Origin of the sequence: Bombella favorum (genome assembly GCF_014048475.1) — a bacterium.
Classification (GTDB): domain Bacteria; phylum Pseudomonadota; class Alphaproteobacteria; order Acetobacterales; family Acetobacteraceae; genus Bombella; species Bombella favorum.
The window spans coordinates 699437-718236 of sequence record NZ_NWUS01000001.1 but is presented as its reverse complement, the minus strand read 5'-3'; the positions used below and the strand labels follow the sequence as shown (position 1 = coordinate 718236).

The following is an 18800-nucleotide window of genomic DNA, read 5'->3' as shown; positions in this document are numbered from 1 at the left end:
GCAGGGGAGAAAGACGGCGTGACGTCAAAAAACACACATCTGGTTTTGGTGGATGGTTCGGGGTTCATTTTCCGTGCCTTCTTTGCCATTCGCCACATGAGTAATCCGGAGGGTGTACCCGTCAACGCTGTTTACGGCTTCACCAACATGCTCTTGCAGCTCATGAGAGAGCATGAAGGCCAGCCGATGGCCGTGATCTTTGATGCAGGCCGTAAGACGTTCCGTAACGATATTTACCCCGATTATAAAGCCCATCGCCCCGAACCGCCGGAAGACCTGCGGCCCCAGTTCGACCTCATCCGTCAGGCAACGGACCAGTTTGGGATTCCCGCCATTGAACTGCCGGGCTGGGAGGCAGATGATCTGTTGGCAACTTACGCTCGTCTGGTCGTAGAGCAGGGTGGTAGCTGCACCATCATTTCGTCAGATAAAGACCTGATGCAGCTTATCCGCCCCGGTGTGTCCTTAAAGGACCCGATGAAGCAAAAGCCCATCGGTCTGGCCGAGGTCGAGGCTAAATTTGGTGTGACGCCGGATAAGGTGGTGGATGTGCAGGCCCTCATGGGAGATTCCACCGATAATGTACCGGGCGTGCCGGGGATCGGTCCCAAAGGGGCAGCACAGCTTATCAATGAATATGGGTCGCTGGATGCTGTCCTGGAGGCGGCTCCTAGCATGAAGCCTTCCAAGAGGCGGCAAAATCTCATCGACCATGCTGAGGGAGCCCGTATTTCCCGCCAGCTGGTTCTCCTAGCAGACGATGTGGCTGTGCCCACCCCCGTGGAGGAGCTACGCCCTCGGGAACCCGATGCCGAAACGCTGCGGAGCTGGCTGGAGAGTATGGGCTTCTCCTCCATTCTCCAGCGTATGGGCTTTGGTGGCAAAGCCCGTCATCCAGCGCAGCGCAAGCCCGCCGCAAGCCCGGCTTCAGCCACGGAAGAGGGGCAGGATGTTGGGGATGCTCCCCGTAGCGAGGCATCCTTCGGCCCTTATGAGACCGTGACCGATAAGGATACGCTGGCTCAGTGGATCGACGCCGCCCGTGCCGCAGGACGTGTAGCTGTGGATACGGAAACGACCGGCCTAAATGCCCGCACGGCCGAGATTGTTGGTTTGTCTCTGGCCGTAGCTCCGGGTAAGGCGTGTTATGTGCCGTTCCGTCATGAAGGCACGCTGGAAGCCCCTGTCGGCGAACAGCTGGCGGCAAAAGCCACGCTGGAGCAGCTTGCCCCGCTGATGGCCGATAATACGGTGCTGAAGATTTTCCAAAATGCGAAATATGACCTCACCATCCTGCGGCAGGCAGGTTTGGAGGTCATCGCCCCGTTGGATGACACGATGCTGCTTTCCTACGCCCAGTCTGCTGGAGCGCATGGTCAGGGCATGGATGAACTCTCCCGTTTGCATCTGGATCATACGCCCATCTCTTATGATGAGGTAACGGGAACAGGCCGTAATCGCATCTCATTCACACAGGTGCCGCTGGATAAGGCTACCGCCTATGCGGCGGAAGATGCCGATGTGACGCTTCGCCTCTGGGAGGTGCTGCGTGTAACCCTTCCTCGCCAGAAGGCCACAGCTCTGTATGAAGAAATGGAACGCCCGCTTATCACTGTTCTGGAGCGCATGGAAGAAGAGGGTGTGCGGGTCGATGCTGATGAGCTACGTCGCCTGTCGGAGGATTTCGCCACCCGCATGACGGAGATGGAGCAGGGGATTTACGATCGGGCTGGGCGGTCCTTCAATATTGGTTCGCCTAAGCAGCTGGGGGAAATTCTGTTCGATGAGATGGGGCTCCCCGGTGGCAAACGCACCAAGACGGGCGCATGGGGCACGGATTCCCGTGTTCTGGAGGAACTTGCCGAGCAGGGGCATGACCTTCCCACGGCCATTCTGAACTGGCGGCGTCTGGCCAAGCTGAAATCTACTTATGCGGATGCACTGCTTAAGCTGATGGACCCGAAGACCCAGCGTGTGCATACGACTTTTCAGATGACGACTACGACCACAGGGCGTCTTTCCTCCAACGAGCCGAACCTCCAGAACATTCCTATCCGCACGGAGGAAGGTGCCCGTATTCGTCAGGCCTTCGTGGCAGCACCGGGGTATAAGCTTTTATCTGCCGACTATAGCCAGATTGAGCTACGCCTTTTGGCCCATGTGGCGCAGATTGAGCCCTTGCTGGATGCTTTCCGTAATGGGCAGGACATTCACGCACGCACAGCCTCCGAAGTGTTCGGCATCCCTCTGGAAGAGATGGACCCACTGACAAGGCGGCGGGCTAAGGCCATCAATTTCGGTATTATTTACGGTATTTCGGCCTTTGGTCTGGCCCGGCAGCTTCAGGTGCCGCAGGGCGAAGCCAAACGTTATATTGATGCCTATTTTGAACGTTACCCCGGCATCCGGGATTATATGGAGACGATGAAGGAAGAAGCTCGGGAAAAAGGCTATGTGCTTACCCCCTTCGGCCGTCGTTGTTATGTGCCGGGTATCAAGGCCCGTCAGGCAGCGCAGCGTTCCTATGCCGAGCGTCAGGCCATTAATGCCCCTCTACAGGGCGGTGCTGCGGATATCATCAAAAAAGCGATGGTCCGTCTGCCAGAGCGGCTGGCCGAGGCGAGATTGAAGGCTCGGATGCTGCTCCAGGTGCATGATGAACTTCTTTTTGAAGTCCCGGATGACGAAGCTGAAAAGACGGCAGCTCTTGTAAAAGAGGTCATGGAATCCGTGGCCACAGTGGATGTCGCTTTGTCTGTGGAGACAGGGCTTGGCCAGAACTGGGGCGAGGCTCACTGAGGCCAGCGGAAAAGAAAAAGGGAGATAACGGCATGACTGTTCAGCAGGCTGGGGACAAGAACGGGCTGGACCCCAAGAAGAAGGTTCGCCGTGCAGGGTGGGTTGTTCTTGGTCTGATCCTGCTGGCGGGGCTGCTGGGTTATGGGGGGTATTATCTCTCGACCGGTACGAATGAAGGGGCACGGGTCCATACGCAGGGCAATGCGGTGGGCGGGTCTTTCCGTGTCTTTTCCCTCGGCGGGGGAATGGTGACAGAGGGTGATTTTCAGGGGGCATGGACAGTTGTTTGGTTTGTAGACCCACGCTGCCCGCCTGAACGCTGCCAGCCGCCGCTCAAGGCTTTGGACCAGACACTCGTAACGATGAAGCAAAAAGGCCGGAACACTCTGCCATTGGTCGTTTCGCTGGATGCCAGAGCGGAAGACCCCGATACGCTGAAAGATTATGTGATGGGTGTAGCCCCGCACATCTTCCCGGTTTTTGCGACCCCGAACATGACACAGGCCATGACACGCCTCTTCCATGCCCCCTATGCGCTGGAGCCGGGGCAGACATATTATCAGCCTGCCCCATCTTTCGTGGTCATGTCACCGGAAGGTCATTATGCTGGCATGATTCCAGTGACGGATGACACCACAGTCCTGACAGCAGGGCTGGAGCAGCTCATGGCCCGGTCTGGCCAGAACAGAGAGTAAGGAACAGCCCATGTTACGCTATCCCATTCTTCTGCTGGATTATGATGGTACGCTGGCTGAGACACGCCCTGCCATCCTGCGGAGTTTGGAGGAGGCTTTCGAGGATATTGACCGTACGCCTCCGCCTCGTTCCTATTTGCAGGAGCGTTTGGGTAAGGGAGATGCGCTACAGGGTTTTTACCAGAGCATCGTAGATGAAGGTGCCTCGATGGAGGAGGCGCAGCGTTACGTTGCAGCTTATCGTAAGCGTTACACCCAGGCTGATGAGGAAGAAACCTACCTGTATGATGGCGTTCATGAGGTGCTGCAGATTTTACAGGGGCGAGGGTACAGACTGGTCGCTGTGAGCAATAAGCACGGACCTACTCTGCGGCACAGCCTTGCCCGGTTCCAGTTGGAAGACTTCTTCGAGGCTGCCATTGGTGCCGAAGAAGGGCTCCCCCGCAAGCCGGAGAAAGAAGTGTTCACCCAGCGTCTGGCCCATCTTTTACCGGGTTGGAAAGCGGAACAGTTCCTCATGGTGGGCGACACAACAGCGGATATCAATTTTGCTCAGAACCTCGGCATGGATGTCTGCTGGGCTAGCTACGGGCACGGTGTGGCAGAGGTCTGTAAGGCTTTGAAGCCAAATTATCAGCTGGATAGCCTATGGGAGCTACCGGCCCTGCTATCCGATACAGAGAGCTGAACAGGCTATATCATCAACGTAAAACAGGGCCGGCTCATTTTCATGGGCCGGCCCTGTTTTTGTAGCACGTGGGACAGTCTTACAGCCCGATGTCGCTACGGAGCATCTTGTCATCCCATTGGATGGTTGCTGCTGCCTCATAAGCACGGGAGCGGGCCTTGGCTGCTGTGGGGCCTGTGGCGCAGATGGTCAGAACACGCCCACCATTGGCCAGCAGCTTGTCGCCATCCAGTTTTGTCCCTGCATGGAAGACGGACACGCCGGGAAGCTGTTCCGTCCGGTCCAGTCCGGAAATGACACCCCCCTTGATGGGTGCATCCGGATAGCCCTTGGCGGCCAGCACCAGAGAAATGGATGGTTTATCCGAAAAGCGGATACTGTCTTCAGACAGTGTGCCTTCTGCCAGAGCCTTAAGGGCTGGAAGAAGGTCGCTTTCCAGACGGATGAGTAGGGCCTGCGCCTCTGGGTCACCAAAGCGCACGTTGTATTCGATAAGCTTCGGGCCTTCCTTCGTCAGCATCAGGCCAGCGAAGATCACGCCACGGAACGGTGTGCCACGGCGTACCATTTCTGCCAGCATCGGGCGGACGGTGAGGTCCAGTGCGGCTTCCTGTGCTGTACGGTCAAAATCCGGTGGCGGGCAGATAGCCCCCATGCCGCCCGTGTTCGGCCCAGTATCACCATCGCCGACCCGCTTATGGTCTCGTGCAGCCCCAATCAGGCTAGCTTTGTCATCAGCACAGAAGGCGAAGAGGGAAACTTCCCGCCCGACGAGACATTCCTCAATAACCAACGGCAGGCCAAGGCGGTCGATGGCATCCAGCGCTTCATCCACGCTCTGGGCAACGACAACGCCTTTACCGGCAGCTAGACCATCCGCTTTGATGACGATAGGGGCGCCCTGTTCACGCACATAGGCCTTAGCGGCGTCTGTGTTGCTATTGGCATCGAAACGCTGCCAGCGGGCGGTAGGGATACCAGCCGCATCGGCGACTTCTTTGGTGAAGGCTTTACTACCCTCCAGCGCAGCGGCTGCTTTGGAAGGGCCTGCACAGGCGATACCCGCCTGCTGGCAGGCGTCGGTCAGGCCCGCTACAAGGGAGACTTCCGGCCCTGGCACCACAAGGTCGATCTTTTCTTTTTTGGCAAATTCGACCAGGCCGGGGATGTCATCAGCAGCGATGGAAACGCAGCGAGCGCAGTCCGCCATGCCGGGATTGCCGGGAGCGGCAAAGAGTGTGTCCAGTAGAGGGGACCGGGCAATGGCTGTGGCGAGGGCATGTTCCCGTCCACCTGAACCGACCAGAAGTACGCGCATTCTGTTTCCTTTTATTATGTCGTGCGGTGAAGATAGCCGCTTTCACGTTGTCCCTCATTTAGCATAGAATGGCTACATGATGGAACGAGAGAGCCTTCTTTCTCCCACCGGGCAGCAGAGCGGCACGGGTTCGGGGAGCAGCAACATACCGGAATATTCTGTCGGGTCGATTTCCTCGGCGATCAAACGTGTGCTGGAGGGGACGTTCGGGCGGGTGCGTGTCCGTGGTGAGATCACGGAGATGAAGCGTTACGCCTCTGGCCATGTTTATCTCTCCCTCAAGGATGAAGGCGGGAAAATTTCTGCTGTCATCTGGCGGGGGAATGTTTCCCGGTTGGGCATGGTGCCGGAGAATGGTACGGAGGTTATCGCTACAGGGAAGATTTCCTCTTACGGTGAACGCTCGAACTACCAGCTCATCATCGACAGGATGGAGTTTGCTGGCGAGGGGGCTCTTCTAGCCCGGATCGAGGCTCTGCGTATCCGGTTGCGGGATGAAGGGCTCTTCCAGTCCGACCGTAAGAAGCCCATTCCTTTCCTACCCCGTTGCGTGGGGGTGGTGACATCCCGGTCTGGGGCTGTGCTACATGATATTTGCACGACCATTTCTCGCCGCTTCCCACGGGATATTGTGCTCTGGCCCGTGGCTGTGCAGGGGGAAGGGGCTGCACGCCAAATTGTTCATGCTGTGCAGGCTATGAGCGCTTTGCCTAACCCGCCGGATGTGCTGATTGTGGCTCGTGGTGGGGGTTCGTTGGAAGACCTCATGGCTTTTAATGATGAAGCTGTGGTGCGGGCCGTTGCTGCCTGCCCGCTGCCAGTCATTTCCGCTGTGGGGCATGAGACGGATACGACCCTTGTTGATTATGCCGCCGATCGGCGGGCACCGACACCCACGGCCGCAGCTGAAATGGCTGTACCCCTTCGATCGGAATTGTTAGCAGACCTTACACATCGAACAGCCCGCCTTTCCGGGGGGATGGCGGGGATATTGCAACGTCAGGGTCTGCGGTTGCAGGCTGTTGCGGCCCGGATGCCAGACCTGCCGGGCTTGCTGGATACAGCCCGGATGCGGCTGGATGACCGTGCCCAGAGGCTGGAGCTAGCCTTGCCGGGCTTTGTGATGCGGGCTCGTGCCCTGTTGGGGCAGTCTGCCTATCATCTGCCAGCTGTGGAAACTGTATTGGGCCAGCGGCGCAGCCTTGTGGAAACGCAGGCAGGACGGCTGAAGTCTGGGTGGGAGAGATACATACAGGGGTGCCATATGCATCTTTTGCGCTCTCCGTTGCGGGTAGAGACTGTGCAGTCCCAGATGAATCTTCAAAGAACACGGCTGGAAGGGGTTGCCCGCCATCTGAAGGCGGTATCCCCCCGGGCCATTCTGGAGCGTGGCTATGTTTTGGTGCAGGATGAAGCGGGCCATGCAGTCACCTCTTCCAAGGCTGTGCCGGAGAGGAGCCGGGTCCGGCTTTCTTTTGCAGATGGTGTCCGAGAGGCTCAGTTGGACCCCGAGGGGGCTGGTCAGCAGGCTCAGCAGGGCGAGTTTAGCTTATAAATGTTGCTGTGCTTATTTGTGTGAAGGGCAGTGATAAGTTCCGGGTGATGGAGGGGGATATGATGCATAAGGTCGTCATAGTGATGCGGGGGTATACCCTGATGTTTGTGATGGGGGGTATACTGGCAGGCTGTGCTAGTACGCCACCTACACGGCAGGTTGCAGCGGCACAGCATCCAGCTATTCAGAGTTTTGCGGGAGCTCCTTCTGGTGGAGGAGGAGACGTTTCTCCTTCTAACCGGGCGAAAACGAACCTTCCGTCTGCCCCGGTGAATACACCGCTTTGTGGTACGGCCTTACATGAACAGGCCAGAACGGGCGCAGGTGTGTATAGCCGCAGCTTGGCAGTCGGAAATAGCTGTGCCCGTAATGCTTGTTTCCAGCCTCTGACAGGCACATTCATCGCACAGGATGGCAATAACAGCGTTTGCCGTTAAGGTCTTTAGTTAGGACCAGATAAAGAAAAGGGCGACCAGAGTTTAATCTGGCCGCCCTTTTTTTAGAGCATGTTACGATGGTGGTGGCTTTTAACGCCGCCACCAGCCCACACGCCGTTTTTTGGGTTTTGTCTCATCAATGTTGACTGGCTGCGGTGCTACGGCATTTTCAGCCGGGGCCGTCTCTTCTACCTTGGGGGCAGAGGGGGCTTCTTCCGCAGGCGCAGCCTTCTTGCGTCGTGCAGGACGCCGACGACGGGCGGGTTTTTCCTCTGCCGTTGCTTCTGGCAGTGCCTCACCCTCTACGGCCGCAACCGGGGAAGGTGCTGCCTCCACGGCCTGCGTGTCAGTGTCGGGCTCTACTGTCTCGTTCCGTGTTGGGCGACGGCGAGGACGGGGGCGGCGAGCCTGACGACGGGCCGTTTCCTCCTCAACATCAGCAGGATCAACCGGACGGGACGGGATTTTGACGACCTGATTTTCGTCTTCGTCCTGAGCCTGGTCAACAACAATGCGGCTGCGTGTTGCTGGGCGACGACGGGTGCGTGAGCGGCGAGCGGGTTTCTCGTCTTCGGTATCCCCGTGGCTTTCCGCACTTACCGTCCCTGCTGCCGGACGAGCCGGCTTCTGGCGATGGTGGGGAGGTGTTGGCTCATCCGCAACGGTGATTTCTTCATCATGGGACTGGGCAGCTCTGAGGCTTTCCTGTTGTTCCATCATGTCGAAAATATCAATGCTTGCTCCCTGGAACGGGTTGGCCGGTGTTGGCCCCTGATAGGTAGCAGACCCCTGCACGGTATCCCGCTCTTCCTGATGGCGAGCTGGGCGACGTCGGGCTGGACGCTCACGGCGGCGGCCTTTTTGCTCTTCCTCTTCCCGATGTGCTGCCGGTGCAGGCTGATGGGTAGACTGGGAGGAGGTTGTAACACGCCGTGTTCTGGTACGACGACGACCGGGCATGAGAGCCTGTCCATCATCTTCAGAACTGACGCTGCCAGCATTGCCAGTTTCAGCCTTTGCCGGAGCCGCATCTTTTTGGGTAGCGGTTTCAGCCTGAATGTCCTGACTATCCTGCTCGTTACGACGGCTACCACGGCGGCGGCGGCGGCGGCGGCGTGGTTCACCTTCGTTGCCGCTATCCCGTTCTTCCTGAATATGTTCGGCACCGGCTTTCGGGTTGGCTTCCGGCGTAGCGGCAGGAGTGGCTCCTTCTGTGATGTCGATTGTGCGAACCGTGGTAACAGGGCTTTCCTCACGAGAGGGCTTCTGCCGTGAGGCCAGCCGTTCGATACGCAGCTCACCTTCTGGCAGGCTTTCGTCATTTTCAAAGCGGATGGTCATGTTATGCCGCTGCTCAAGCTGGCTGATGGCAGCCCGTTTGCTGTTGAGCATGTAAAGGACGATGCTGGGGCTGACATGTACGATGATATCGGACGAATGGCGGCGGCTAGCTTCATCCTCTACGCTGCGGAGAACCTGCAGGGCCATGCTTTCCACACCACGGATGAACCCTGTTCCCTGACAGTGCGGGCAGGGGCTGAGCATGCTCTCGGCAATGGAGGGGCGCAAACGCTGGCGGGACATTTCGAGCAGCCCGAAATGGGAAATGCGACCCAGCTGGATGCGGGCGCGGTCCATCCGGAGAGCCTCTTTGAGGCGTTTTTCTACCTGACTGTTATGGCGGCGGCTCTCCATGTCGATGAAGTCGATCACGATCAACCCAGCCAAGTCACGCAGGCGCAGCTGGCGAGCAACCTCCTCGGCAGCCTCCAGATTGGTACGGAGGGCCGTTTCCTCAATATTGCGCTGAGAGGTAGATTTGCCGGAGTTAACGTCAATCGCAACGAGAGCTTCGGTCTGGTTGATGACGATATAGCCACCGGACTCCAGCTTGACCGTTGGGGAGAACATGGCTTCCAGATGGCTCTCTACCTGATAGTGGGAGAAAAGATTCTGCCCTCTATTCTGCCACATGCGGATGCGGCTGGCATTGTGAGGCATTAACAAGCGGGCGAATTCTTTCGTATTCTTCCATGCCTCTTCTCCATCAACTAGAACAGTCTCGATGTCCCGTGTGAAGAGGTCCCGGATGGCCCGCTTGATCAGGCTTGCTTCCTCATAGATCAACGCTGGAGCGATGGAGGAAAGCGCATGGGTACGGATATTGTCCCAGAGCTGGAGGAGATAGTCGCAATCCTTGGTGATCTCCGCTTCCGGGCGGCCGGCACCCGCTGTGCGGATGATCATGGCCATTGTCCGGGGCAGGTCTAGCTTGCTGACGATGTCCCGCAGGCGGCGGCGGTCAGTCTCGGAGGTGATCTTGCGGGATACCCCACCACCACGCAGAGCGTTGGGCATCAGCACACCATAGCGACCAGCGAGGGAGAGGTAGGTTGTTAGAGCAGCACCTTTGTTGCCACGCTCCTCCTTGACGACTTGCACAAGGATTACCTGACGGCGGCGGATGACTTCCTGAATGCGATAATTACGCAGGAACCGCGCCATGCGGCGGCTGGCACTTTGTTCGTCACCGGTATCATGCTCACCGCTGACAATTTCCGGGCCGGGTTCGTCCGTGTCGGAGAGGGCGTCTTCATCCAGCTCCTCATCATCGGTATCATTGTCCCGGTTGCGCTGCTCGGCAGCATATTCTTCTTCCTGAAGGGCAAGAAGTTTTTCCCGGTCGGCGACGGGGATTTGGAAATAATCGGGGTGGATTTCGCTGAAGGCCAGAAAACCGTGGCGATTGCCGCCGTAATCTACGAAGGCAGCCTGAAGGCTCGGTTCTACACGGATGACCTTGGCGAGGTAAATATTGCCTTTAAGCTGACGGCGCGCTGATGTTTCAACATCATAATCTTCAATGCGCTTGCCGTTCATGACCACAACGCGGGTTTCTTCGGCGTGTGTGGCGTCTATGAGCATCTGCTTTGTCATGAAGGACTGGACTCCGTGGCGCATGGGTCATGGCCCTGTATGCGCCGATTGTCTTGGTCGGCAGAGGGCAGGTGATCCGGTCTCTTGCGGGCGCACATCCTATTAGGGGCGCCATATGGGATAACACAGAACAGCATTGCAGCCTCTGGTAAACACGCTGATGGCAGGTCCTGCCATCGGGAATTGATGCAGCCCGCCTAGGGGATGGCGATGCCATCCAGGTGGGATGCCGGTGGTTCGGATGCAGCCTTCCTGCCAGGGTGTGAGCACACCGGGAACAATCGTCCCGGGCTATCTGCACCAAACGGCGCGGAGAAGGTACTGCATTGCGGGCCCTGCCTGATGCGGTCCTGCCAGCCTGTTTTCCAGGGCGGGAGTGCATTGGAGCTCCGGGCTTCTGCTCGGTGACAATGGCCTAAATCAGGGCGGATGGCAAGTGGGTAGTTGATGGGCAGTGGAACGGGCGGAATAAAGCCATTTTTCCCTGTTTATGTGAGGTTCTGTAGCGAGGTGTTAACCAAAGAAAATGGGAAGGCGGTTCCCGTATTAGGAGGGATCGCTTAATGGAATGGAAGAGGCTGGGGAGCCGTGTTTGAAGATAAGGTAGTGTCGTGGACCGAACGCAGAGGAGGATCACCATGGCAAAGCTGACACGCCGCCATCTGTTGGGCGGGGCGGCCAGTGGGGTGTTGTTGGCTGGTGGAGGGGGTGCTTTGGCCGCACGCCACGGTGTGGCTCATGGAGCTTCCTCCCATTTAAAGAGGGCAGGACTGCATGCCGGGCAGGCTCCTGCCGTGCTTCGTAGGGTTCCACCACCTAAACCTGTTATCATGCTCGACCCCGGCCATGGTGGAAAAGACCCCGGGGCTATTGGTGTTTCCGGAACGTATGAGAAACATATTGCCGTGGCGGCTGCGACAGAGCTGCACAATCTTCTCATGGCTTCTGGTAAGTATGATGTAGTGCTGAGCCGGAAAGATGACCGTTTCATTCCGTTGGCGGGTCGGGTGGAGCTAGCCCATCGCCATAAGGCAGATTTGTTCATTTCCATGCATGCGGATGCGCTGCATCAGTCTGATATTCGTGGGGCCAGCGTTTATACGCTTTCCGGCAATGCATCGGACAGGCAGACGGCCATGCTGGCAGAGACGGAGAATAGTGCAGATCGTTTTGCCGGGCCGGGTGTGGCTGGCGTGCCGCCGGATGTGGAGGCAATCCTCAACAGCCTCGTGCATGAGGAAACACGCCGGGGGTCGGCCCATATGGCGGCCAGTGTGATCCGCTCATTCCAGAACCGTATCCAGCTTTTGCATCATCCCTCCCGCCATGCCGCCTTCAGGGTGTTGAAGTCTGGTGATATTCCCTCTGTCCTGGTGGAAATGGGCTTCATGTCCAATCACCTGGATGAGCAGGCCCTGCGGCGGGCTGCTCATAGAACGCAGATCACCCAGGCTATGAAGCAGGCCATTGATGGCTATTTCCTGCGGCAGCGGAGGGGTATGCTGTAAAAAAGTCTGGTAGTCGCTTGCATCATGCGTCATTGCCCGCTACCTTGCCCGGGCAATGACATTTTTTAGCGCCCTCCTTCTACGACTTATGAACCCCTGAACGCCATACGGGCGAGCAGGTGCTTTGCTGCGTTCAGGGGTAAAACCTCCCTTTTTGGACCTTTCGTAGATTTTTAGAGTAGGGCGTATTCATGTCTTTTCAGCATCCTTCTTTTGGTCATATTGCCGATAATCGTATCATTATTTTCGATACGACCCTGCGTGATGGTGAGCAGTCCCCTGGTTTCTCCATGAATCTGGGTGAGAAGCTGCGCATGGCCCATGCCCTGGCCGCTCTGGGTGTGGATGTCATCGAGGCGGGCTTCCCGGCAGCCTCGGAAGGTGACTTCGAGAGCGTGAAACAGATTGCCGATAACGTGGATGGCCCTGTCATCTGTGGTCTGGCCCGTAGTGCCCCGAAGGATATTGAAGCCGCTGGCAAGGCCATTAAGGGCGCACGGCGTGGGCGTATCCATAACTTCATCTCCACGTCTCCGCTGCATATGAAGTACAAGCTGCGGATGGAGCCGGAGCGGGTGCTGGAGCTGATCGCTTTTGGTAATAAGGAATCCCGTCGTTATACAGATGACGTGGAATGGTCGGCTGAAGATGGTTCCCGCACGGAGCCGGACTTCCTGTGCCGCTGTGTGGAAACAGCCATTGCCAATGGGGCAACGACCATCAACATCCCCGATACGGTTGGTTTTGCGACGCCAGATGAGATGGAACGCATCTTCACTATGCTGAAGGAGCGTGTACCGGGTGCGGATCAGGTCATTTTCTCCACACACAATCATAACGATCTGGGGCTGGCTGTAGGTAATACGCTGGCAGCGGTTGAAGGCGGTGCCCGGCAGATCGAATGTACGATTAACGGTATTGGTGAGCGTGCCGGTAATGCGGCTCTGGAAGAGGTTGTGATGGCTCTGCGGACCCGTCATGACCGCTACGGCATGGAAACAGGCATCGAGACACCCCGCCTGCTGGGCATGTCCCGTCTGCTGGCTACGATCACGGGCTTTGACGTTCAGCCGAACAAAGCCATCGTGGGACGGAATGCGTTTGCTCATGAAAGTGGTATTCATCAGGATGGCATCCTGAAGCACGCTGGCACCTATGAGATCATGACGCCGGAAAGCGTGGGGTGGACAAGCACGTCTCTGGTACTGGGTAAGCATTCCGGTCGTGCTGCCTTCAGGGATAAGCTGAAGGCTCTGGGGTATGAAGACCTGACGGAAGAGACCATCCATGCTGCCTTCCAGCGTTTCAAAACACTGGCAGATCATAAGAAGATCGTCTTCGATGATGATGTGCGGGCACTGGTTGATGATGAAAGCCGTGACCATGAGCGTGTTCGTCTGACCTCTTTGGAGTTGCAGGGCGGCACGCAGCATGCTGCACAGGTAGTGCTGGATGTCGAAGTAGATGGTGAAGCCCGCCATGTGTCTTCTACAGGTAATGGCCCTGTGGATGCTGTCTTTCGGGCTATTGGGGAAGCATTCCCGCATGAGGCAACATTGGCATTGTTCTCTGTAGCCAATGTTACAGAAGGGACCGATGCTCAGGCCCGCACGACGGTCCGTCTTCAGGAGGGTGGTCGCCTAGTGGATGGGCAGGGAAGTGATGCAGATACGGTTGTGTCAGCTGCCCGGGCCTATATTCATGCGCTGAACAAGTTGCTGGTAAAGCGTACACGTGGTGAGCCAGAAGAACTGTCTGTCTGAAGAATAAAAAGATGGCCGGTGGCTTGGTGGGCGTACCTGTGTCAGTCACCGGTTCAGACTTTGATACAGTAAGAGGCCGAATGTTACTGTACGGTAATTAAAGCGGAGTTTTCTGCGAAAAAATATTGCCTAGGGTGGGAATATGGCCTTGCTGAACTGTTGTGGGGCTTTATAATTTGCGGCGAATGCTGTGGATGGTGTTCTTGATTATTTCCACTCCCCGTGAGCACGGGGCTATCCGGCCAGGAGTTTTGAATGTTCTCTCGTCTGTTGGGGCTCATTTCCGCTGATATGGCGATCGATCTTGGCACTGCTAACACCCTTGTTTATGTCAAGGGGCGTGGTGTGGTGCTGAGTGAGCCTTCCGTTGTCGCTGTAACAGAAGTGCGCGGGCGCAGACAGGTTCTGGCGGTAGGGAATGAGGCCAAGCTGATGGTTGGCCGTACGCCGGGAAATATTCAGGCCATCCGCCCACTGCGGGACGGCGTTATTGCCGACTTCGAGAGTGCGGAGGAAATGATCAAGCATTTCATCCGCAAAGTTCACAATCGCCGGTCCTTTTTTAGCTCACAAATCGTCATCTGTGTTCCGTCTGGTTCCACCGCTGTAGAACGTCGGGCTATTCAGGAGAGCGCAGAGAGTGCCGGGGCCCGGAAGGTTTATCTGATTGAGGAGCCCATGGCGGCGGCTATCGGGGCTGGTCTGGCCGTGACGGAGCCATCCGGTAGTATGATTGTGGATATCGGGGGAGGCACGACCGAGGTCGCTGTGATTTCTCTCGGGGGTATCGTCTATGCCCGCTCCGTCCGGGTTGGTGGCGACCAGATGGATGAGGCTATTATGGCCTATATCCGCCGTAACTATAATCTTATGATCGGGGAAAGTTCTGCCGAGCGGATCAAGATTGATCTTGGTGCAGCCACGTTCGACCCCAATACGCAGACCGAAGAACGGACTATGCCGCTCAAGGGGCGTGACCTTCTGAATGGTGTCCCTCGTGAGATCACCGTTAGTGAGGCGCAGATTGCGGAGGCTCTTCAGGAGCCGGTAGGACATATCATTGATGCTGTGGCAACCGTTCTGGAACATACGCCACCGGAGCTAGCTGCTGATATTGTGGAGAAAGGTATTGTCCTTTCTGGTGGTGGTGCGCTGTTGCGGCGTTTGGATGACGTGCTGCGGAATGCCACAGGTCTGCCGGTTGTTGTTGCCGAGAATGCGCTGTCCTGCGTAGCCGTAGGGACGGGGCGCACGCTGGAGCATATGCAGCAGCTCCGCAGTGTTTTGAGCAGCATGTACTAATCCTTTTCTGCCAACAAGGTTCTGGTCTCAGGGCTGAACGGAGGGGAGAGGTAGGCTTATGGTCTCCATTCACACACGCCAGCTTCTGGCCGGGCTGGTTCTGCCGGTTATGGTCTTTCTGGCGGTGGGGATTGTGCTGGCCGGGCAGATATGGCCGGGCAAGGCCATACAGCTGCGTATGGCGGCGGTACGAAGTGTTGGGCCTACCTATCAAGCTCTCCTCTTTCCACAACGGCAGTTTCGTAAATGGCAGCTAACGCTACAGGGCGTGGGTGATCTTCTGGCGTCTAATGCCCGCCTAAGGCAGGAGAACCGCCAGCTTGCTTATTGGTATGGCGAGGCTCAGACCCTCCGGCAGGAGAATGCCCGCCTGAAGGCGGCCCTGCATTGGGGGACAGAAGATTCCAGAGACTATGTAAGCGGGTGGGTTGTTCGGGATGAGAGCGGCCCTTATCTGCGGGCGGTCCTGTTGGAAGTGGGCGACCACAAGGTGCAGCAGGGCAGTCTAGCGGTGGATGCTGTCGGGCTTGTTGGGCGTGTCAGCGAGGTAGGGCCGCATGTTGTGCGTGTCCTGCTGATTGAAGATGCTGCTAGCCGTATTCCCGTCACATTACAGAGTAGTGGCGGGGATGCCATGATGATCGGTGATAACACGCCGTATCCCCGTCTTATGTATTATAATCAGAGCCTTCCTCCGGAGGAGGGTGAGCATATCGTCACACGGGGGCAGACAGGTCTTACAGGGGGTGTGGCTGTCGGGCGGGTGCATTATCTGACACCGGGGCAGCCGGTCGTCATACCCGATGCAGCTCTTGGAAAGCTGGAGCTGATACGTGTTTTCGATGGTGATTTTATGCTGGAGGCCCCACCCAGTGCGGGGCGAGTACGGGAAAAACCGCCGCTTTTGCCAGATCATCGAGATGGTGAAGCCCCTTCAAACTGGCAGAATCTGCGTCGCTTCCTGCCTTTCGCTTCTCTCAGGAATGGCTGACGTTCCTTTTTTTGTGCAAGGCACATCATTATACGCTGGCGGTTAAACCGTCTGTTGTCATTGATGGTCTATACAGTCATTTCGATGGTATATTTCGGACATGGTTCTGACCTTGGACCGGAAATAGCCCTAAAGATGTGTTCTGCTTCTTGGAATGTTTGCTTTCTATGGGTAAGCACATTATTCCCGAGGGGGCATGGGGCCGGGAAGATAGCAACGGGTGCGAGATTATGGCATTACGGTTGGAACAGGGGCGGCTGGACCATGAGGCGCTAGAAGGCGTACGGCAGCGCAAGCTGATGGTTCGGGTACGGCGCAAGTTGTCGCCCTGTATCATCATGGTGTTTCTAGCTTTTGTGTTGTCTGCCCCGTTCGGCATTCTGGGGCAAACTGAACTTCAGACAGCGCTAACACTAGGTACGGTCTGGTTCTGGGCGTTATATCGTCCTGCTTTCATGCCGCTGTTTGGTTTATTCTGTAGCGGGTTGGTGATCGAGCTGTTCAGTGCCAATCCCCCGGGTGTGCTTCTTTTCTGGATGTTGGTGGCCTATGGCGTGGCTCATGGTTGCCGTGTCGGCCTTTCCCGTCGTGGATTCCTGTTGTCATGGATTTTGTACGGGTTGATCGTTCTGGGAGAGGCTATGACGGACTGGGTGCTGATGGTCATCCGGGTGCGGGGAGCTTTGTCAGTTTATCCTATTGTTTTTCAGGAATCTCTTGCTGTGGGGAGCTATCCTTTCCTGCATGTTCTGTATTTGTGGGGGCTTTCTGTTATGGAAAAACACGACAGATTATAATAGACTATGGCTATCTGAAACATGGAAGCCTTGAGTTTTCCTTTTTTTAATCTTTCTTTAAGTGTATATTGAGCAATGTTCTTCCGGCGTGATGAAACCCGTCCGCCATTTCGGAAACGAAGTGGTCCAGCCGCTGACCTGTCTTTCTCAGAGGAGCAGGCGGTCGGTGGGGGTATGTTCACACGTCGTGCCCTGCTGCTTCTGGCGGCGCAGACAGGTGTCATGGGGACGCTGGCCCATCACCTTTATGAGATGCAGGTTGTCCACGGGGATGAACTGAAGGAACAGGCCCGCCGTAACCGAACAAGCCGCCGTCAGATCGCTCCTGCCCGTGGTGAGATTTACGATCGATGTGGTGTTCTTTTGGCCGGGAATCGCCCCAACTGGCGGGCACTGGTCATGACGGAAGAAACGACGGACCTTCAGGCCGTGGTGGACCGTTTCGCTACGATTGTTCCGCTTGATGAGCGTGACCGGGCCCGTATTGAACACGACCGTAAACATATTCGCCGTTATGTTCCGCTGACCCTCAAGGAGTTCCTGTCTTGGGATGATGTGGCCCGTCTGGGGTTGAATGCGCCAACATTACCCGGTGTTCTGATTGATGTGGGGACGACGCGGGAGTATCCGTTCAAGGAGCTGCTCTCCCATATCATTGGTTATGTGGCCCCACCCAATGAGGCGGATGTTCAGCGGGATGGTATTATGGCCCTGCCGGGCATGAAGGTAGGGCGTGCTGGGCTGGAGCAGACGCAGGAAAGCTATCTCCGTGGCCAGCCCGGCACGGTGGAGATGGAGGTGAATGCTCATGGCCGTGTTATGGGAGAGCTGGAGCGTGTAGAAGGTCAACCCGGTTCCCGGTTGGAACTGACACTGGATACAGTCCTTCAGACACGCATTAAGGATCGCATAGGCGAGCGTGTAGCTAGTGCTGTGGTGATGGATTGCCGCAATGGCGAGGTGATGGGGCTAGTCAGCACCCCCTCTTTTGATCCGACCCTGTTTGATGGTGGCATTAGCCGGACACAGTGGAACAACCTACTTACCGATCAGCGCACGCCGTTGGTGGATAAGGCCGTCTCTGGCTTGTATCCGCCGGGATCCACCTTCAAGCCTGCCGTGGCACTGGCGGCGTTGAGAGCTCATGCGATTACCCCGTCAGACCGTTTCTCCTGTCCCGGTTATTACGATATGGGTGGCGTGCGGTTCCATTGTTGGAGCCGCTATGGACATGGGTCGATTAACCTCCATCAGGCATTGAAATATTCTTGCGATGTCTATTTCTATCAGGTGGCCCGCCGTTGTGGCATGGAGTCCATACATGAGGCAGCGGCCATTTTGGGGCTGGATGGGGCACTGCCGATAGAGCTGCCCCATGTGCGGTCAGGGTCTGTCCCGACGCCAGAGATGCGCCGCCGTCATGGGCATCACTGGAATGGTGGGGATACGGTCAATGCTGGTATTGGGCAGGGGTTAGTGCAGACGACACCGCTAGCACTGGCCACTTATGTGTCCCGTCTGGCGACAGGGCGTATTGTTCAGCCGCATCTTTTACGGTCTGTAAGCGGGCGGGAGGTCGTTCCGGCTCCTGAGCCTCTGCCTTTCGCACGGGAGGCCTTGGCTGCGGCCCGGGCGGGGATGTTTGCCGTGGTGAATGAGCCACAGGGTACGGCGCCAGCGGCACGGCTGAATTTGCCGGGTGTGCAGATGGCGGGTAAGACTGGCTCGGCACAGGTGCGGAATGTCCCGCGGGCTTTGCGTGAGAGCGGGCATTTTAATTCCATGAACCTACCGTGGCAGTATCGCCCTCATGCTTTGTTTATCTGCTTCGCCCCATACGATAATCCTCGTTATGCTGTGTCTGTTGTGGTGGAACATGGTAATGCTGGCGCAACGGAAGCGGCACCGCTTGCAGCGCAGATCATGACGGATACTCTCATCAGGGACCCAGCCAGCCGGACCTCTCTTTCCAGAGGGGTTGTTGCACGGGCTGACGGTTTGGATGACTGA

13 protein-coding genes are annotated in these 18800 nt (G+C 57.0%); 11 read left to right on the top strand and 2 right to left on the bottom strand.

Annotated features, from left to right (window positions below):
- The first annotated feature begins 18 nt into the window (after window positions 1–18).
- From polA to CPA57_RS03260, 3 genes are read left to right on the top strand one after another with little or no spacing between them, the layout of a single operon-like run.
- Window positions 19–2799, top strand: coding sequence for a DNA polymerase I (polA, locus tag CPA57_RS03270; protein WP_326831335.1), 2781 nt, complete (start codon window positions 19–21; stop codon window positions 2797–2799).
- Between the two features lie 32 nt (window positions 2800–2831).
- Complete coding sequence (locus CPA57_RS03265; protein ID WP_182081412.1) at window positions 2832–3494, top strand: SCO family protein; 663 nt, start codon at window positions 2832–2834, stop codon at window positions 3492–3494.
- Between the two features lie 10 nt (window positions 3495–3504).
- Window positions 3505–4182: an HAD family hydrolase gene (locus tag CPA57_RS03260; protein ID WP_182081410.1), complete on the top strand. Its 678-nt coding sequence runs from the start codon at window positions 3505–3507 to the stop codon at window positions 4180–4182.
- Between the two features lie 79 nt (window positions 4183–4261).
- Here CPA57_RS03260 and purD read toward each other — a convergent pair whose 3' ends face one another.
- Window positions 4262–5500, bottom strand: coding sequence for a phosphoribosylamine--glycine ligase (gene purD, locus CPA57_RS03255; protein ID WP_182081408.1), 1239 nt, complete (start codon window positions 5498–5500; stop codon window positions 4262–4264).
- A gap of 76 nt (window positions 5501–5576) precedes the next feature.
- Between purD and xseA the strand changes: the two genes are divergently transcribed.
- A complete protein-coding gene (xseA, locus tag CPA57_RS03250; RefSeq protein ID WP_182081406.1) occupies window positions 5577–7055 on the top strand; it encodes an exodeoxyribonuclease VII large subunit in 1479 nt (492 codons plus the stop codon).
- A gap of 59 nt (window positions 7056–7114) precedes the next feature.
- A complete protein-coding gene (locus tag CPA57_RS03245) occupies window positions 7115–7492 on the top strand; it encodes a hypothetical protein (RefSeq protein ID WP_229709205.1) in 378 nt (125 codons plus the stop codon).
- Between the two features lie 90 nt (window positions 7493–7582).
- Here the strand turns inward: CPA57_RS03245 and CPA57_RS03240 are convergent, their stop codons facing one another.
- On the bottom strand, window positions 7583–10429 hold the full coding sequence (locus CPA57_RS03240) for an Rne/Rng family ribonuclease (protein ID WP_182081800.1): 2847 nt from the start codon (window positions 10427–10429) through the stop codon (window positions 7583–7585).
- Between the two features lie 638 nt (window positions 10430–11067).
- Here CPA57_RS03240 and CPA57_RS03235 point away from each other — a divergent pair.
- The 6 genes from CPA57_RS03235 to mrdA all read left to right on the top strand — a co-directional run bounded on the left by CPA57_RS03235 (window position 11068) and on the right by mrdA (window position 18800).
- Window positions 11068–11937 carry an N-acetylmuramoyl-L-alanine amidase family protein gene (locus CPA57_RS03235; RefSeq protein WP_182081404.1) on the top strand — a complete coding sequence of 290 codons (870 nt, stop codon included), beginning with the start codon at window positions 11068–11070 and terminating at the stop codon, window positions 11935–11937.
- Between the two features lie 191 nt (window positions 11938–12128).
- Complete coding sequence (locus tag CPA57_RS03230; protein WP_182081403.1) at window positions 12129–13700, top strand: 2-isopropylmalate synthase; 1572 nt, start codon at window positions 12129–12131, stop codon at window positions 13698–13700.
- 255 nt (window positions 13701–13955) lie between these two features.
- A complete protein-coding gene (locus tag CPA57_RS03225) occupies window positions 13956–15002 on the top strand; it encodes a rod shape-determining protein (protein WP_077396577.1) in 1047 nt (348 codons plus the stop codon).
- A gap of 58 nt (window positions 15003–15060) precedes the next feature.
- Entirely contained in the window at window positions 15061–15993 is a 933-nt protein-coding gene (mreC, locus tag CPA57_RS03220) for a rod shape-determining protein MreC (RefSeq protein WP_182081401.1), read from the top strand.
- A gap of 167 nt (window positions 15994–16160) precedes the next feature.
- The gene (locus tag CPA57_RS03215; RefSeq protein ID WP_182081399.1) at window positions 16161–16790 is read left to right on the top strand and encodes a hypothetical protein; all 630 of its coding nucleotides are present in this window, start codon (window positions 16161–16163) and stop codon (window positions 16788–16790) included.
- A gap of 174 nt (window positions 16791–16964) precedes the next feature.
- Complete coding sequence (gene mrdA, locus CPA57_RS03210) at window positions 16965–18800, top strand: penicillin-binding protein 2 (protein WP_229709203.1); 1836 nt, start codon at window positions 16965–16967, stop codon at window positions 18798–18800.

Coding starts and splice junctions, on each gene's coding strand:
- CPA57_RS03245 (WP_229709205.1), top strand. CDS start 7,115: ATGATGCATAAGGTCGTCATAGTGATGCGGGGGTATACCCTGATGTTT.
- CPA57_RS03240 (WP_182081800.1), bottom strand. CDS start 10,429: ATGACAAAGCAGATGCTCATAGACGCCACACACGCCGAAGAAACCCGC.
- CPA57_RS03230 (WP_182081403.1), top strand. CDS start 12,129: ATGTCTTTTCAGCATCCTTCTTTTGGTCATATTGCCGATAATCGTATC.
- CPA57_RS03225 (WP_077396577.1), top strand. CDS start 13,956: ATGTTCTCTCGTCTGTTGGGGCTCATTTCCGCTGATATGGCGATCGAT.
- CPA57_RS03235 (WP_182081404.1), top strand. CDS start 11,068: ATGGCAAAGCTGACACGCCGCCATCTGTTGGGCGGGGCGGCCAGTGGG.
- mrdA (WP_229709203.1), top strand. CDS start 16,965: ATGTTCACACGTCGTGCCCTGCTGCTTCTGGCGGCGCAGACAGGTGTC.
- purD (WP_182081408.1), bottom strand. CDS start 5,500: ATGCGCGTACTTCTGGTCGGTTCAGGTGGACGGGAACATGCCCTCGCC.
- CPA57_RS03265 (WP_182081412.1), top strand. CDS start 2,832: ATGACTGTTCAGCAGGCTGGGGACAAGAACGGGCTGGACCCCAAGAAG.
- xseA (WP_182081406.1), top strand. CDS start 5,577: ATGATGGAACGAGAGAGCCTTCTTTCTCCCACCGGGCAGCAGAGCGGC.
- CPA57_RS03215 (WP_182081399.1), top strand. CDS start 16,161: ATGGGTAAGCACATTATTCCCGAGGGGGCATGGGGCCGGGAAGATAGC.
- CPA57_RS03260 (WP_182081410.1), top strand. CDS start 3,505: ATGTTACGCTATCCCATTCTTCTGCTGGATTATGATGGTACGCTGGCT.
- mreC (WP_182081401.1), top strand. CDS start 15,061: ATGGTCTCCATTCACACACGCCAGCTTCTGGCCGGGCTGGTTCTGCCG.